The sequence below is a fragment of the Mesorhizobium sp. GbtcB19 genome (genome assembly GCF_019091085.1).
In the GTDB taxonomy this organism is placed as follows: Bacteria; Pseudomonadota; Alphaproteobacteria; order Rhizobiales; family Rhizobiaceae; genus Mesorhizobium.
In genome coordinates this window covers 152551-167518 of the sequence record NZ_JAGXJY010000006.1, presented here as the reverse complement: position 1 = coordinate 167518, position 14968 = coordinate 152551, and the positions used below count along the sequence as shown (strand labels likewise).

The window sequence follows — 14968 nt, the reverse complement described above, 5'->3', positions numbered from 1 at the left end:
AGTCACGGAATGGATCCTCGGGTCTACGCGCGTCGCTTCGCTCCTTGCTTCGCCCGTGGATGACGATTTCGCGGAGGCTCCGGCCAATCGCCGGCGTCGCGGAGCCTATGGTCAATCAGCAACGCCGGCGGGCTGCCCGCCCAGGACCTCCGGTTCGTCAAATCCGTCGAAGGACTACAAAATCTCGGTCTTGGCGATATGGATGCCAAACCCTTCGAGGCCGACATAGTGGCGCTCGCGCGAGGCGATCAGGTTGATCGAGGAGATGCCGAGATCCTTGAGGATCTGGGCGCCGAGGCCGATCTCGCGCCATTCGTTCTCGCGGCGGCGGGCTTCCTCATGATCCTCGCGGTCGCCGCTGACCGGACGCTTGCGCTCCTGATGGGCGACGCCGACGGAGCCCTCGCGCAGATAGACGATGACGCCGCGCTTGCGCTCGCCCATCGCCTTCATGATGGTGTCGAGCCGGTGGCTGGTGCCGAAGACGTCGGTGACGACATCTTCCGAATGCAGGCGCACCGGCACGTCCTCGCCATCGCGGATGTCGCCGAAGACGATCGCGACATGGTGCATGGTGTCCCATGGCAGCGTGTAGGTGAAGACCTGCGCCTTGCCGCCGAGCGTGTCGATGTCGGAGCAGGCGACGCGCTCGACCAGCGTTTCCTTGCGCTGCCGGTAGGCGATGAGATCGGCGACCGAAACCTGCTTCAGCCCATGCTCTTCGGCGAAAGCCTGCACCTGCGGGCCGCGCTTCACGGTGCCGTCGTCGTTGACCAGCTCTGAGATGACGCCGATCGGCGGCAGGCCGGCGAGCTTGCACAGGTCGACCGCCGCCTCGGTATGGCCCGAGCGCATCAGCACGCCGCCCTCACGCGCGATCAGCGGGAAGATATGACCGGGCCGCACGAAATCGGAGGCGCCGACATTGCCGTTGGCGAGGTTGCGCACGGTGAGCGTGCGGTCGTCGGCCGAGATGCCGGTGGTGGTGCCGTGCTTGAAGTCGACGCTGACGGTAAAGGCCGTGGTGTGCGCGGAATCATTATCGGCGACCATCGGCTGCAGATTGAGCCGCTTGGCCTCCTCGCGCGGCATCGGCGTGCAGACGATGCCGGAGGTGTTGCGGACGATGAAGGCCATCTTCTCCGGCGTGCAATGCACCGCGGCGACGATCAAATCGCCCTCGTTCTCGCGCCCGTCATCGTCCATGACGACGACGATCTCGCCGCGCTCGAAGGCGCGGATCGCTTCGACGATCTTCTTCTGGTCGTAGGGCATGACGTGCTCGCTTTGCTCGCAGGGCAGTAGGGGAATAAGGCAGTAGGGCAGTAGGGAAAAGGAAATTTTTGGCTGTTTCGACGGGGCTGCTTAACATACTGCCCTATTGCCTTACTGCCCTATTGCCCTCCCTTTCCCGTCTGTCCTCTGTGCCGCAGATAATGATCGGCGATCGCGCAGGCAACCATGGCCTCGCCGATCGGCACGGCGCGGATGCCGACGCACGGGTCGTGGCGGCCCTTGGTCATCACCTCGACATCCTTGCCGTCCTTGTCGATCGAGTGGCGCGGGGTCAGGATCGAGGAGGTCGGCTTGACGGCGAAGCGGGCGACGATCGCCTGTCCGGTCGAGATGCCGCCCAGGATGCCGCCGGCATGGTTGGACAAAAACACCGGCTTGCCGTCATTGCCCATGCGCATCTCGTCGGCATTCCGTTCGCCGGTGATGCGGGCGGCCTCGAAGCCGTTGCCGATCTCTACGCCCTTGACGGCGTTGATCGACATCAGGCCCGACGCGATATCCTGGTCGAGCTTGGCGTAGATCGGCGCGCCGAGGCCGGCCGGCACGCCGTCGGCGACGATCTCGATCACCGCGCCGACCGAGGAGCCGGCCTTGCGGATGCCGTCGAGATAGGCGGTGAAAACCGGGACCGAGGCCGGATCGGGCGTGAAGAACGGGTTTTCGGCGTCGCCGATGAAATTCCAGTTCCAGTTGGCGCGGTCGATCGACTTTTCGCCCATCGAGACCAGCGCGCCGCGCACCACCACGCCCGGCACCACTTTGCGCGCCAGTGCGCCGGCCGCGACCCGCGCGGCAGTCTCGCGCGCCGAGGAACGGCCGCCGCCACGATGGTCGCGCAGGCCGTATTTGACGTCGTAGGTGTAGTCGGCATGGCCGGGGCGGTACTGGCGGGCGATCTCGCCATAGTCCTTGGAGCGCTGGTCGACATTCTCGATCAGCATCGAGACAGGCGTGCCGGTGGTGATCATCGTCTCGCCGTCCTCGTCGAGGATGAAGCCGGACAGGATCTTGACCTCGTCTGGCTCGCGGCGCTGGGTGACGAAACGCGACTGTCCAGGGCGGCGGCGGTCGAGCTCGGCCTGGATGTCCTCGCGCTTGAAGCGAATGCCGGGCGGGCAGCCATCGACAACGCAGCCGAGTGCCTCGCCATGGCTTTCACCCCAGGTGGTGACGCGGAAGAGGTGGCCGAAGGTGTTGTGAGACATTGAAAAGCGCCCTGCCAGCGTCCTTTGCGCGTCCAAAAGGCCGCGCAGCGCTGCACGCTGCCTTCTATTGGCGTTTTCCACGGTGGTCAAACGGTGATCGGACGCATCAAACTGTGATGTGGCGGATTTAGTTTTGACACATTCGGTTGGTTTCTGCTCTGCTCCATCCGCCGTTGAGGATCCGCCGCTACCAGCCGGCGCAATGACCTAAAAGAGGACGACGATGCGTACCCTGATTGGCGCCGCCTGCGCCATGCTGCTGATTTCCACCGCCGCCGCGTTCGCCGGCCAGACCGAAGGCCTGATCAAGAAGGTCGACAAGGACACGCTGACGCTGACGCTTGACGACGGCAAGGCCTACAAGCTCAACGCCGAGACCGATCTCGACTCGCTGAAGCCCGGCATGGACATCGTCATCGCTTTCGACGTGAGCAATGGCGAGAATGTCGTGACCGACATGCAGCTGCCCGACAGCGACCAGAACTAAATTCAGGTGAGGCCGGTCTGCAAATGGCGGCTTCCTGCGCTTCCGGTGCTCACGTACGAAAAGTACGCTCCGCTCCGGTTCTCAGAAGCCACCATTTTCGACTCGGCCTGACCTGAATTCGATAGGTCGCAGCTTTCAAAGCCACTCCAGGCTGCGGCCCTCAAGGCGGAGCAACCGGTCCTGCGGAACCTCGAGGCTGGCGGCTTCCTGTTTGGAAATGCCGGTGACGAAGCGGAAAAAGCAGCGCATGACGCCGCCATGGGTGACGCAGACGGTCGGCTGGCGAAGCGCGTCGAACCACGGCTTTATCCGTTCGAGCAGCATCTCGTAACTTTCGGCGCCCTCGCCGGGCGGCTGGAAATCCCACTTGGCGTGGCGGCGGCCATCGGTTGAACCGGGGGCACGCTCCTCGAGTTCGGCGAAGGTAAAACCCTGCCAGTCGCCGAAACTTATCTCCACCAGGCGCGGATCGGTGCGGTAGCCGGAAGGATCGAGGCCCATCGCCTCGCGCATCAGCTCCATCGTCTCGCGCGTGCGCCGCATCGGGCTGGCGACGAAGTCGAAATCCTCGGCCTTGCCGATGAGTTCCGCCAGCCGCTCGCCGTTCTGTCTCGCCTGCTTGCGGCCGAATGCATTGATGTCGGTGTCGGCCTGGCCCTGCAGGCGGTGCTCTGCATTCCACTCCGTCTGACCGTGGCGCGCGATGTAGACGAGCGGATACATCAGGTCTTCCGAGGTCGGGCCAGGGCCTGGGACGAAGGATAGGCGAAGGAGAGGATCAGTCCTTGACCGTCGAGATATCCGGCGCGTCGACCGCCTTCATGCCGACGACATGGTAGCCGGAATCGACGTGATGGACCTCGCCGGTCACGCCGCGCGACAGGTCCGACAGGAAATAGACGCCGGAATCGCCGACCTCTTCCTGGGTGACCGTCTGCTTCAGCGGCGAATTGTACTCGTTCCACTTCAGGATATAGCGGAAGTCGCCGATGCCGGAGGCGGCCAGCGTCTTGATCGGCCCGGCCGAGATGGCGTTGACGCGGATCTTCTTGGCGCCGAGGTCGACGGCGAGATAACGCACGCTGGCTTCCAGCGCGGCCTTGGCGACACCCATGACGTTGTAATGCGGCATCACCTTCTCGGCGCCGTAATAGGTCAGCGTCAGAAGCGAACCGCCATCCGTCATCAGCGGCTCGGCGCGCTTGGCGATGGTGGTGAAGGAATAGACCGAAATATCCATGGTGCGCAGGAAATTGTCGCGCGTCGTCTCGACATAGCGGCCGGTGAGCTCGTCCTTGTCGGAGAAGGCGATGGCATGGACGAGGAAGTCGAGCTTGCCCCAATGCCTGGCGATATCGGCGAAAACCGCGTCGAGGCTCTCAGCGTCGGTCACGTCGCAATGGCCGGCGACATGCGCGTTGAGTTCGGCCGCCAGCGGCTCGACGCGCTTCTTGAAGGCTTCGCCCTGATAGGTCAGCGCGATTTCGGCACCGTGATCGACGCAAGCCTTGGCGATCCCGTAAGCGATCGACCGATTGTTGGCGACGCCGAGGATAAGGCCCCGCTTACCGGCCATCAGGCCCTGTCCACCTGCCATGTGCAAGCTCTCCGCAAGAATAGATGCTTTGTGGAGAGCCCTATCGCACAGGCACAGAGCCCCTTCAAGCGCTCAAAAGACACTGTAACAGGAACAAGATTCCGCCGATCAGCCTTTTTGGCGGCGCATCAGGGCCTCAAGCTCGGCATTGCCGCCTTCCGGCAGCATCAGCCGCACATGGGCGTAAAGATCGCCATGGCCGCCGGCTTTCTCCGGCAGGCCCCTGCCCTTCAGCCGCAGCACCTTGTCCGAGCTCGACCATGCGGGCACGTTGACCGCGAGCTTGCCGGTCGGCGTCTCGACCGCCACCTTGGCGCCGAGCACGGCGTCGGCCAGATCGACAGGCAGATCGACATGCAGGTCGCGCCCCTCGATGCGATAGCGCGGATGGCGGCGGATGTGGATCTTGACCAGCGCGTCGCCCGGCTGGCCCGGGCCCTGCTCGCCCTGGCCCTTCAGGCGGATCGTCTGGCCATCCTCGACATAGGCCGGCAGCTTGACCGCGACCTTGCGGCCGTCGGGGAACATCGCCGTCACCTTCTCGGCCGTGGCGGCTTCCTCGACGCTGATATCCAGCGTGACGTTCAAATCCGCGGCCTGGGCAGGCTGGCGGCGGTCGCCGCCCCTGCCGCCGCCGCGCGCGCCGGAAAAGGCATCGCCGAAGATCTGGCTGAAGATGTCGCTGTTGCCGTCGAACGGATCGCCGCCCGGGCGCCCGCTGCGGAATTCGAAATGCGCGCCGCCCGGGCCCTGCTGGCGCCGGAAGCCGGCGAACGGGTCGCCGCCGGCGGCACCTTCGAAGCCTTGGAATTTCGGCTTGCCTTCGGCGTCGATCTCGCCGCGATCGTAAGCGCCGCGGGCCTTTTCGTCGCCGACGACCTCATAAGCCTGGTTGACGGCGGCAAAACGGTCCTTCGCCTTCGGATCATTCGGATTCTGGTCCGGATGATGCTTCTTGGCGAGCTTGCGGTAGGCCGATTTTATGTCCTTGGCCGATGCGTTCTTGGCAACGCCCAGCACCTCATAGGGGTCGCGCATGCTTCCTGCCTGCAAAAGAGATTGAGTCCACGGTTGCTCCCTATATGCGCTCGCATAGGAAGAAATTCCAGTGCCGCAAGGGGGATTAACATCCGAAAGTCAGAGCGCCCGAAATCAGGGCGCCCCTAAAGCGCGTCGCGCTGAAAACGGATTCAGGCGACGCGCTTTAGTCTTTTGTTTTTATGCATGTCGTTGCCGCAAAACCGCTGCACACTTTTGCGCGACACGCATTAAATCACAGCGCCTTGAATTCCTGCATGCGCCAGCCGCCGGCTTCGGCCAGACACAGTTCACCCTTGTAGAGCGCGACGCCGTCGAAGCTTTCGCGCGTGGCGCTGAAACGGCGGCAGGTCAGGCCGCCATCCTTCAATTCCACCAACTCGGTGATCGCGCCGCGCGAGCCGGTGCCGGAATTGGCCCATGGCACCGCCTGGCCGCCCAGTTCCTTGATGTCGGCGGAGGAGACAGCGTTGCCGATGGTGGTCTGGTCGGAGTCCTTGTCGGCCACCGGAGCGGCGGGCGCGGACGGCGCGCTGGAGGTGATGATCGAGCGGTCGACATCGGCCTTTTCCAGGCTGAAGCCACCGGCGCCGCAAGCGGCAAGCGGCAGCGCCAGTGTCACGAGCGCAGCCTTGACGCTGGCCGAAGCGATAAAGCCCCATTGCCTGCTGTCAAAAGCTTGCGCGATACGCGACAATCGGCGAACTCCTCCCGCTACGTTAAAAATTTGGAAAACTATGAACGAAACCGAGTTAACAAGCAGTGACTTCACCGAAGCGGCGGAGCCGTTCCGGCTCTTTGCCGCATGGCTGGAGGACGCAACCAAAAGCGAAATCAACGATGCGAACGGCGTCGCCCTGGCGACCGTCGATGCCGACGGCATGCCGGATGTGCGGATGGTGCTGCTCAAGGGGTTCGACGAAAAGGGGTTTGTCTTCTACACGAATTTCGAGAGCGCCAAGGGCCGCGAAATTCTTGGCAGCATGAAGGCGGCGATGTGCTTCCACTGGAAATCGCTGCGCCGCCAGGTGCGCATACGCGGGCCGGTGGAGATCGTCAGCGACGCCGAGGCGGATGCCTATTACGCGACACGGCCGCGCGGCAGCCGCATCGGCGCCTGGGCCTCGAAGCAGTCGCGACCTTTGGAGAGCCGCTTCGCGCTGGAAAAGGCGGTGGCCGAATACACGGCGCGCTACGCCATCGGCGAGATCCCGCGGCCAAAGCACTGGTCGGGCTTCCGCATCCTGCCGCAGACGATCGAGTTCTGGCACGACCGGCCGTTCCGCCTGCATGACCGCGTCGTCTTCTCGCGCAACGCCGCCAGCGGCTGGGACAAGGAGCGGCTTTACCCCTGACCTCGAACGCCTGCCGGAAAGTCAATCCTTCTCCAGCTGAAACAGCAGGAAATGCGGCCGCTCGCTGGCGACGCTAACGGCCGGGCGGATGGATTTGGTCGCTTCCTTCGGCACCAGGAAGGTTTCGCGCAGGTTGAGCGTGTCGCCGCTCTTGGCGCCTGAGAAGATCGCCGAGATGCAGGTCTGGACATTGCCGGTCGCCTTCAGCGAGACGATCGAGGTCGGCGACCAGCGCCGGCCGTCCTTGTCGATCAGCACGATCTTGCAGCCGAGCCAGAGGTTCTGCAAATTCGGGTCGCCGATCTTGACCTGGAAGTCGGCCAGCACGGGCACCGAATCCGGCGGCAGGTTCGACATGCCGAAAGCCCCACGCAGATCGGTCAGCTTCCAGTCGCTGCCGCCGAACTGCGCGCTCTGCCCCCACACCACGCGACGCGCGAACAGGTCGTTGTTGCCGAGCAGCGCCTTGACGCTGTCATAGGCCTCGACGGCCAAAGCGAGCGGGATCAGCAGCAGGAGCGACCAGAGGCTGCGGCGGCGCCATTTGCGCTCGCCGTCCCTATTCTCCTGGTCCAGAACTTCCGCCGTCATTCGCGATCCTCAGAGTGGCTGCGCCATATCCAGCATGTCGACCGTGCCTGTGGGCAGACCGTCCGCCGCGGTCGTCACCGGCCCGAGCGAAATTTCGGCCTGCGAATCCAGGGCCGCCACCAGCTTTTCGGACACGAGCAAGGTCGCGTTGCTCACCTCGTCCGGCCGCAGTTCGAAGATCAGCCTCGCCTTCCTCGGCAGGCCGGGATCGAGCGCGACCGGCAAAAGCCCGTTCATGAAGGAAAGCCGCTCCGTCTGGTCGTAGGTGAGACCGGTCGGTCCGCGCCAGGACGCGACGGAGACCACGGTCGACTGCGCCCGCGCCGCAAACTCTGCGGTGACCACCGCCCAGACGCCGCCGGTGGTCAGGATCTTGGTCTGGCCGTACTGATCGACCGTCAGCTTGCGGGCGAACTCGATCTTCTCGGCATGGATCTCGAAGCCGCGCCCGACGACGGTGTCGCCCGGCTTGCCGCGCGCCGGGATCGGCCCGATCAGGTCGCCGTAATGCGGCTTCGAAACCTGCAGCCCGTAGCAGAACGCCACCGCGACGAGCAGCAGGGCAATGTTGGCCAGTCTGCGCATCATGGCTGCATATCCGGTGCGTCGGGCCCGGCGCCGACGGGAATGGTCATCGTGCCGATCGGCGCCGGATTGAACCAGCCGGGAAGACCGTAGAGGTTGTCCCGCGGCTTGTAGGTCTTGCGGATGACCGTCAGCTCCAAACTCGCAGACGCGGCCGCTCCGTCCGGCAATTGCCAGATATAGGCCATGCGCTCCGGCATGCCGGGATGCAGTTCGGGCGACATGGTGGAATCGCGCACTAGCGCGATGAAGGGTTTCGTCGCCGGGTCGATGGTCGCCTGCCCCACCTGCAGGAGGTCAAAATAATCCTTGGTGGACCTTGCCGTGCGGTTGGTCATTTCGAGCTCGAGCACCAGCGCCTTGCCACCCGGCTTGAGCAATGCGCCGTAGACGTATTTTTCCGCCGAGACATAGGCTTTCAGCGGCCGTATTTGCCATTCACCCGTGTCGATCCGGCTGGACGGCGCCAGGACCGGCAGCGGCTCGTGCCTTGCGCCGAAAGCGCCGAGAACGCCGGCAACCGCAATTGCCGCCGCCGTGCCGATGCCGGCGATCGCCCATGCCTTGAGACGCGAACCGGCGTTTTCAAGCATGCTGCGCCTCCGCAGCCCCCGCCGGCCCGGGCTGGGCGCTCTCGGCGGCCCGGCGCTTCGGCAGCGAAAATGCCGTTTCGAGGATCGCGGCGAGGAAGCAGATCCTGAGCGGCTCGACCAGGATGCCGGTCGAGGAATCCTGGAATGGGCTGCCGAACAAGAGCGAGACGCCTTGCGACAGCACCTGCCATGTGTCGAGCTCATGCGGGCCGATGAGCCGCGTCATGCCGAGCCATGCCCAGGCCGCCAGCCAGTCGATCAGGCGGTAGCCGACGATCAGCGTGACGATCAGCACGACGCCCGAGCTCAGCGTGATGCGCACGCCGTTGGCGATCGGCAGGTAGCGCGAGCGGTAGCCGGAGATGAAATGCTCGGCGAAATCGCGCAGGAATTTCGGGATGGCGCGGTAGCGCTCGCCGAGGCGCTCGACGCGCCGGTGCGCGCGCATCAGTTCCTTGTCGTCACGCACGTCATAGCCGTAGATCAGCGCCGCCAGCACCAGCCAGATCACCGGCAGGAGCATGTAGAAGAAAAGGTTCACCAGTTTGGTCGTGGTGTCGATGGAGGTCACTTCGACCGGCACGAACTGGGCAGCAAAGGCGCCGGCGACAGGATGCGTGAGACCGTCCGCCGCGGCTTCGAGAACGGAAAAGATGTTGCGGCTCATGATCCAGCCAACGGCCTCGTCCTTCCAGCGCGAGATCACATAGAGACCGATGAAGATCCAGTTGGTCTCGCAGATCACCACGACGATCTGCCAGAAGGAGCGCGCGCCGCCGCGCTTCTGCATTGCGGTGGCGAAACGCCTTATCAGCCAGGAGATGACGACCGAGACGATCAGCCAGCGCGAATCCAGCACGTCGAGCACGTTGCCGGCGCCTTCGCCGAAGGGGGCCATGTCGAGCGTGACGCGCGAATATTGCCGCACCGTGTCGCCCAAAAAACCCCAGGCGGCGTAGTAGGCGAAGAAGGGGAGCAGCGCGACGCTGACCATGCGCGTCAGCCGGGCGCTGCCAGTGGCCGGCGCGGCCTCGGTTTCGCCTTGCGCCGCCTGTTGCGCGGCCTGCACGGCAGGCAAGGCGGGCAGCAGCGTCTGGAACATGGCAACGGTGACGATGAGTTGCGTCAGCGCGACAAGCGTCAGCAGGGCCAGGCCCGCCATGTGGTTGAGCAAGGCGGTGCGCGCCGCGAGTTGCATGAACAGGTCGCCGAAGACGATGCCCAAAAGCACCGTGGCAACCAGCTGCGGCCAGAAGCGCCACCAGAACTTCAGGGTCAGCGCCAGCGGTTTTACGGCAATGGCAAGCATGTCGGACGCTCAATCCGTCAATGCATGCCTTATCGTTTCGGAAGGTTGCGTGTCTGCGGCAAGCTGGCGGGCCATGTCCACTCCAGGCGACTAGGCCCCCGCCCCGTCGGATTTACGAGATAGGGCGAAGGGTCCCTAGTGTACAGACCGAAAATCGCGTTCTGCGCGAGTTTCGATCGAAGCTGACACAACCTGACAGTGTCGCGGATCAGCCCGCCTTCTTGCGCGTCATGAAAGCATTCAGCGCGGCGCGGGCTTCATCGGAGGTCAGGCGCTCGCGGAAATGCTCGCTTTCCACCTTGATGCGCGCGACGAGCGCCTCGCGCGGCTCGCGCATCAGGTCGCGCGCGATCTTCAGCGCCTGAGGCGGCTTCGCGGCGATGTCGTTGGCGGCGGCAAATACGGCGGCCTCCAGCCTGCCTTCCTCGACCACGTCGTAGATCAGACCAGCAGCCTTGGCACGCTCGGCCGAAAAACCCTCGCCGAGACCGAGCAGCGCGAAGGCGCCCTGCCGTCCCAGAAGTTGCGGCGCGATCAGGCTGGACCCGGCCTCCGGCACCAGGCCGAGGTCGACGAAGGGTGTGCGGAAGAGCGTGCGCGGCGTGGCGAAGGTAAGGTCGCAATGCAGATTGAGCGTGGTGCCGATGCCCACCGCAATGCCGTCGACGCCCGAGACCATCGGCTTTTCCGCCTTGGCCAGCGCCATCAGGAAATCCCAGACCTCGTTGCCGCCCTCGCCGCCAGTGGCGATGACGAGGAAATCGGCAAGGTCGTTGCCGGCGGAAAAGGCGCCTGGAACGCCGAGGAAGACGTGGACGCGGACCGCCGGATCGGCGTCACCCTCGGCAAGGGCAGCCGACATTTTCCCATACATGGCCCGTGTCAGCGCGTTCTTCTTGTCCGGCCTGTTCATCCGGATGATCTGCAGGGCGCCCCGGCGCTCGATGAGGATATGGTCGGTCACGATTTTTCCCTTGTGAAGCATCAGGCTGAAATCAGCGTCTTGCCGGCGGCGGCGAGGCTTTCGGCGCCGTCAACGACGCGCTCCTTCAGCGCGCGCGTCTCGCCGAGGAGATTTTCAGCAAAGAAGCGGCAAAGGGCGATGCGGCCACGGTCGGCCAGCCCGCCCTGCGCCAGGTAGGCGCCGCCGGCGGCGAGCGAGATCAGGCGCAGATAGGGCGTGGCGCCGGCCATGGCGGCGTCGGCCCTGCCGTCGGCAAGCAACCCTTGCAGGAAGCGTGTCGCCTCGTCGAGATCGGCCAGCGCGCGGTCCAGATTGTCGGCGGTGCGGCCAAAGCCTTCGATGTTCGAAGTGCGCACGGCATCGGCCACCGCTTTCAATTCGCCGATGTAGCGATGCACGTGCTCGCCGCCGCCGAGCGGCAGCTTTCGCGCCACGAGGTCGATCGCCTGGATGCCGTTGGTGCCTTCATAGATCGGGGCGATGCGGGCGTCGCGGTAAAGGGCGGCTGCGCCCGTCTCCTCGATGAAGCCCATGCCGCCATGCACCTGGACGCCAAGCGAGGCGACCTCGACGCCGACATCGGTCGAAAAGGCTTTCGCCAGCGGCGTCAGCAGGTTGGCGCGGTCGCGCCAGGTGGCGGCGGCCTCGCCCTCGCCGACGCGAGCGCGGTCGAGCGCGTGCGCGCAAGAATAGCTGATCGAGCGAGCGATCTGCGTCAGCGCCCGCATGGTGAGCAGATTGCGCTGCACGTCCGGGTGATGGACGATCGGCGCCATGCCGGAACCCGAATAGTCCGAGGCCTTGCCCTGGCGGCGTTCATTGGCATAGGCGATCGCCTTCTGCGTCGCGGTCTCGGCAACCGCCACGCCCTGCATGCCGACGCAAAGCCGGGCATTGTTCATCATGGTGAACATGCAGGCGAGACCCTTGTTCTCCTCGCCGATCAGCCAGCCGATGGCACCGGGCGTCGCGCCCTGAAAGCCGTCGCCGTAGATCATGGTGCAGGTGGGCGAGGCGTGGATGCCGAGCTTGTGCTCGAGGCCCGAACAGAAGACATCATTGCGGGCGCCAAGCGAACCGTCGTCATTGACGAAAAACTTCGGGACCAGAAACAGCGAGATGCCGCGCGTGCCGGCCGGTGCGTCGGGCAGCCTTGCCAGCACCAGATGCACGATGTTGTCGGTGAAATCGTGCTCGCCATAGGTGATGAAGATTTTCTGGCCGAAGATGCGGTAGGTGCCGTCGCCGACCGGCTCGGCGCGGCTGCGCAGGGCCGCAAGGTCCGAGCCCGCCTGCGGCTCGGTCAGGTTCATCGTGCCCATCCACTCGCCCGAGACGAGCTTGGCCAGATATTTTTGCTTCAGCGCTTCGGAAGCGTGCTTATCGAGGGCTTCCACCGCCCCCATGGTCAGCGTCGGGCCGATGCCGAAGGCCATGGCCGCGGAGTTCCACATTTCGAGCGCGGCGACGCCGAGCATGGTCGGCAGGCCCTGGCCGCCGAATTCTTCCGGCCCGGACAGCGCGTTCCAGCCGCCGTCGATCCAGCGACGGTAAAGCTCCTTCCAGCCGGGCGGCGTGGTGACGGCCGCGTCCTTCAGCACCGCGCCATGCTCGTCGCCGATCTTGTAGAGCGGCGCCACCTCCTCGCTGGCGAAGCGTCCCGCCTCGGCCAGGATCGCGTCGACGAGGTCTTCGCCGAGATCGCCGAAGGTGCCGGCATCCAGCGCCGGCTTCAGCCCCGTGACGTGCTTGAGCGTAAAAGCGATGTCCTCGACCGGTGCCCGATACATGTTTGCTCTCCTGCGTTCCAGCCAATCGTAGTGCATGGCCGAAGCGAAACCATCCGGGATTTCGCGCCTTCTTTTTACGTAAACGTCAAACTTTGTCACGCGGATTTTGCGTAAACTTCGTCATCCACGGGCGGAGCGGGAGCGAAGCGGACGCACAAACCCGAGGATGACGAAGCTGAGGGGCTTCGGCCAATTTTCAAAACTGCAACTGCCGCTCAAAATTCCTGCGACGAATTCCATCCGGCTGGTATGATCCGCCGATCGCAGGCCAAAGCAAACCGGACAACCATCCATGCTTGCCAGACCCGACGCCTATCGCTGCATCGAATGCGGGCTGCCCTATCGGGCGCCGGGCTTCAACTACTACCATGGCGAGATCGAACAGGGTCCGGCCTACTGGACCGATCGCGGCCTGTTGTGCTCGCCGCAATGCTCGCTTGCGCATCACAACAAGCGCAGGGCCGAAGGCACGCTGCAGCAGGAGCCGGCGCCCGACCCATTCGAGGTCCCGTCGCTGTTCCGACGCTGACGCCTTACCGATCCCTCAGCGTATGCTGCGACCCACCGTCTGCAGTGCCAGGAAGGCTTCATAGCGGCGGTCGTGCCAAGCGCGGATGTCGCCGATCGCCGGCGTGAAAATGTCGCCAAGCCGGGACATGGATGGCATGGCCGTCGAAAGGTCGGGGTAACGGCCGACCGCGACCGCTCCGAGCATGGCAGCGCCGAGGAGCACCGGTTCCGGCGATTGCGAGGCGGCGACCCGCAGGCCGACGGCGTCGGCAAGCAGTTGGCGCACCAGCGGCGACTGGCCGGCGCCGCCGCTGATGACGATGGTGTCGACGGCATGGCCGGACGACGCCATCGCCGCCACGATCTGGCGCACGCCATAGCCGAGGCCGCAAAGGCCGGCCACGTAGAGGCCGACGAGACTTTCGACTGAGCGGTCGGTGCCGAGCCCGGCGATCAGGCCGCGCGCGTCCGGATCGGCCAGCGGCGAACGATTGCCGAGGAATTCGGGCACGACATGGATGCTTCCCGCGAGTGCCGCGGCGGCCGAGAGGCCGGGCGAAACCGCCGTGGCGGCCGCGGCCAGCCAGTCGACCAGCGATTTGCCTTCAGCCGCGGCGCGCGCGGAAGCCTCGGCTTCAGCCGGGTGGAAATGCACCAGGAGATCGATGGCCGCGCCGGCCGCAGACTGACCGCCCTCGCTCAGCCAGAACCCCGGCACCATGGCGGAATAGTAGGGCCCCCAGACGCCCGGCACGAAGGCTGGACCTTCGCTGCTCGCCATGGTGCAGGCCGAAGTGCCGAGCACATAGGCCATGCGCGAGGCGATGGTGCCGGCATCGCCGGCGGCGCCCACCGTGCCGACGCCGCCGGCATGGGCGTCGATCAGCCCGGCGGCGACGACGGTGCCCGCGGCCAGACCCAGTTCAGCGGCGGCCGCTTCGGTCAAACCGGCGCCCACCGCCGTGCCCGGATCCACTACCTCCGTGCCGATGCGGGCAAACCCCTCATCGGCGAGTTCGCCGAGCCCGACGGCGTAAAAATAGCTGTTGTCCCAGCGCCGCTCATGGCCGAGATAGGTCCATTTACAGGCCAACGTGCAGACCGAACGGGCAAGGCTGCCGGTGGCGCGCCAGGTCAGGTAATCGGCGAGATCGAAGAAATGCCTTGCCCTGGCGAAGGTCGCGGGCAGGTTCTCCTTCAGCCACAAAAGCTTTGGAGTCTCCATCTCCGGCGAAATGACGCCGCCGACATAGTCGAGGACGGGATGCCGGAGGGCATTGATGCGCCTGGTCTGGTCGAGGGCGCGATGGTCCATCCAGACGATGATGTTCCTGTCACTGTCTCCCGAACGGCCCACCGGCAAGGGCTCGCCATCGTCGCCGACCACCACCAGCGAACAGGTGGCGTCGAAGCCGATGCCTTTGATGTCCCCCGGGCCGACGCCCGACTTCGCGACCGCCTCGCGCACGCTGGCGCACACCGCCTGCCAGATGTCGCGGCTGGATTGCTCGGCGATCTCGCCGGGCTCGACGAAAAGCCCGATGTCGCGCTTGGCCGAACCCAGGAGCTCGCCGTGCTCGTCGAAAACGCCGGCGCGCGCGCTGCCGGTGCCGACATCGATGCCGAGGAAGTGGGAAGGCATGGGGGA

At 65.1% G+C, this 14968-nt stretch carries 16 protein-coding genes; 3 read left to right on the top strand and 13 right to left on the bottom strand.

All coding sequences use genetic code 11. The annotated features are described in order from the left end of the window. Window positions 1-174: 174 nt before the first annotated feature. Both ribB and aroC read right to left on the bottom strand, forming a co-directional pair. Window positions 175-1275 (bottom strand): 3,4-dihydroxy-2-butanone-4-phosphate synthase, encoded by a 1101-nt coding sequence (ribB, locus tag KVT37_RS13470; RefSeq protein WP_217573599.1) that lies wholly within the window; start codon window positions 1273-1275, stop codon window positions 175-177. A 119-nt stretch (window positions 1276-1394) separates the two neighbouring features. Continuing rightward, window positions 1395-2501 carry a chorismate synthase gene (gene aroC, locus KVT37_RS13465; RefSeq protein ID WP_217573598.1) on the bottom strand — a complete coding sequence of 369 codons (1107 nt, stop codon included), beginning with the start codon at window positions 2499-2501 and terminating at the stop codon, window positions 1395-1397. A 223-nt stretch (window positions 2502-2724) separates the two neighbouring features. Between aroC and KVT37_RS13460 the strand changes: the two genes are divergently transcribed. Beyond that, complete coding sequence (locus KVT37_RS13460; RefSeq protein WP_217573596.1) at window positions 2725-2988, top strand: DUF1344 domain-containing protein; 264 nt, start codon at window positions 2725-2727, stop codon at window positions 2986-2988. Between the two features lie 135 nt (window positions 2989-3123). On the opposite strand, the gene KVT37_RS13455 is transcribed toward KVT37_RS13460, so the two are convergent. From KVT37_RS13455 to KVT37_RS13440, 4 genes are all read right to left on the bottom strand, one after another. Next, complete coding sequence (locus tag KVT37_RS13455) at window positions 3124-3711, bottom strand: histidine phosphatase family protein (RefSeq protein WP_217573594.1); 588 nt, start codon at window positions 3709-3711, stop codon at window positions 3124-3126. Window positions 3712-3766: 55 nt separating this feature from the next. Further along, complete coding sequence (fabI, locus tag KVT37_RS13450; protein WP_217573592.1) at window positions 3767-4585, bottom strand: enoyl-ACP reductase FabI; 819 nt, start codon at window positions 4583-4585, stop codon at window positions 3767-3769. Between the two features lie 108 nt (window positions 4586-4693). Next, window positions 4694-5623, bottom strand: a complete 930-nt coding sequence (locus KVT37_RS13445) for a DnaJ C-terminal domain-containing protein (protein WP_217573590.1) — start codon at window positions 5621-5623, stop codon at window positions 4694-4696. Window positions 5624-5858: 235 nt separating this feature from the next. Beyond that, window positions 5859-6320 (bottom strand): RT0821/Lpp0805 family surface protein, encoded by a 462-nt coding sequence (locus KVT37_RS13440; protein ID WP_217573587.1) that lies wholly within the window; start codon window positions 6318-6320, stop codon window positions 5859-5861. 40 nt (window positions 6321-6360) lie between these two features. Here KVT37_RS13440 and pdxH point away from each other — a divergent pair, with 40 nt between their 5' ends. Then, window positions 6361-6978, top strand: coding sequence for a pyridoxamine 5'-phosphate oxidase (pdxH, locus tag KVT37_RS13435; protein ID WP_217573585.1), 618 nt, complete (start codon window positions 6361-6363; stop codon window positions 6976-6978). A gap of 21 nt (window positions 6979-6999) precedes the next feature. Here pdxH and KVT37_RS13430 read toward each other — a convergent pair whose 3' ends face one another. The 6 genes from KVT37_RS13430 to KVT37_RS13405 all read right to left on the bottom strand — a co-directional run bounded on the left by KVT37_RS13430 (window position 7000) and on the right by KVT37_RS13405 (window position 12810). Beyond that, the gene (locus KVT37_RS13430) at window positions 7000-7569 is read right to left on the bottom strand and encodes a hypothetical protein (RefSeq protein WP_217573583.1); all 570 of its coding nucleotides are present in this window, start codon (window positions 7567-7569) and stop codon (window positions 7000-7002) included. A 9-nt stretch (window positions 7570-7578) separates the two neighbouring features. Further along, the gene (locus KVT37_RS13425) at window positions 7579-8157 is read right to left on the bottom strand and encodes a hypothetical protein (RefSeq protein ID WP_217573582.1); all 579 of its coding nucleotides are present in this window, start codon (window positions 8155-8157) and stop codon (window positions 7579-7581) included. Next, on the bottom strand, window positions 8154-8747 hold the full coding sequence (locus KVT37_RS13420; RefSeq protein ID WP_217573580.1) for a hypothetical protein: 594 nt from the start codon (window positions 8745-8747) through the stop codon (window positions 8154-8156). The genes KVT37_RS13425 and KVT37_RS13420 overlap by 4 nt, the downstream gene beginning before the upstream one ends. Then, window positions 8740-10056, bottom strand: a complete 1317-nt coding sequence (locus KVT37_RS13415; RefSeq protein WP_217573578.1) for a hypothetical protein — start codon at window positions 10054-10056, stop codon at window positions 8740-8742. Before KVT37_RS13415 ends, KVT37_RS13420 begins: the two co-directional genes overlap by 8 nt. Before the next feature lie 208 nt (window positions 10057-10264). Beyond that, entirely contained in the window at window positions 10265-11020 is a 756-nt protein-coding gene (locus KVT37_RS13410) for a crotonase/enoyl-CoA hydratase family protein (RefSeq protein WP_217573576.1), read from the bottom strand. A gap of 20 nt (window positions 11021-11040) precedes the next feature. Continuing rightward, a complete protein-coding gene (locus KVT37_RS13405; RefSeq protein WP_217573574.1) occupies window positions 11041-12810 on the bottom strand; it encodes an acyl-CoA dehydrogenase family protein in 1770 nt (589 codons plus the stop codon). Between the two features lie 292 nt (window positions 12811-13102). On the opposite strand from KVT37_RS13405, the gene KVT37_RS13400 reads away from it, so the two are divergent. Further along, window positions 13103-13339 carry a hypothetical protein gene (locus tag KVT37_RS13400; protein WP_217573572.1) on the top strand — a complete coding sequence of 79 codons (237 nt, stop codon included), beginning with the start codon at window positions 13103-13105 and terminating at the stop codon, window positions 13337-13339. Between the two features lie 15 nt (window positions 13340-13354). On the opposite strand, the gene KVT37_RS13395 is transcribed toward KVT37_RS13400, so the two are convergent. Then, on the bottom strand, window positions 13355-14962 hold the full coding sequence (locus KVT37_RS13395) for an FGGY-family carbohydrate kinase (protein WP_217573570.1): 1608 nt from the start codon (window positions 14960-14962) through the stop codon (window positions 13355-13357). Between the last annotated feature and the right edge of the window lie 6 nt (window positions 14963-14968).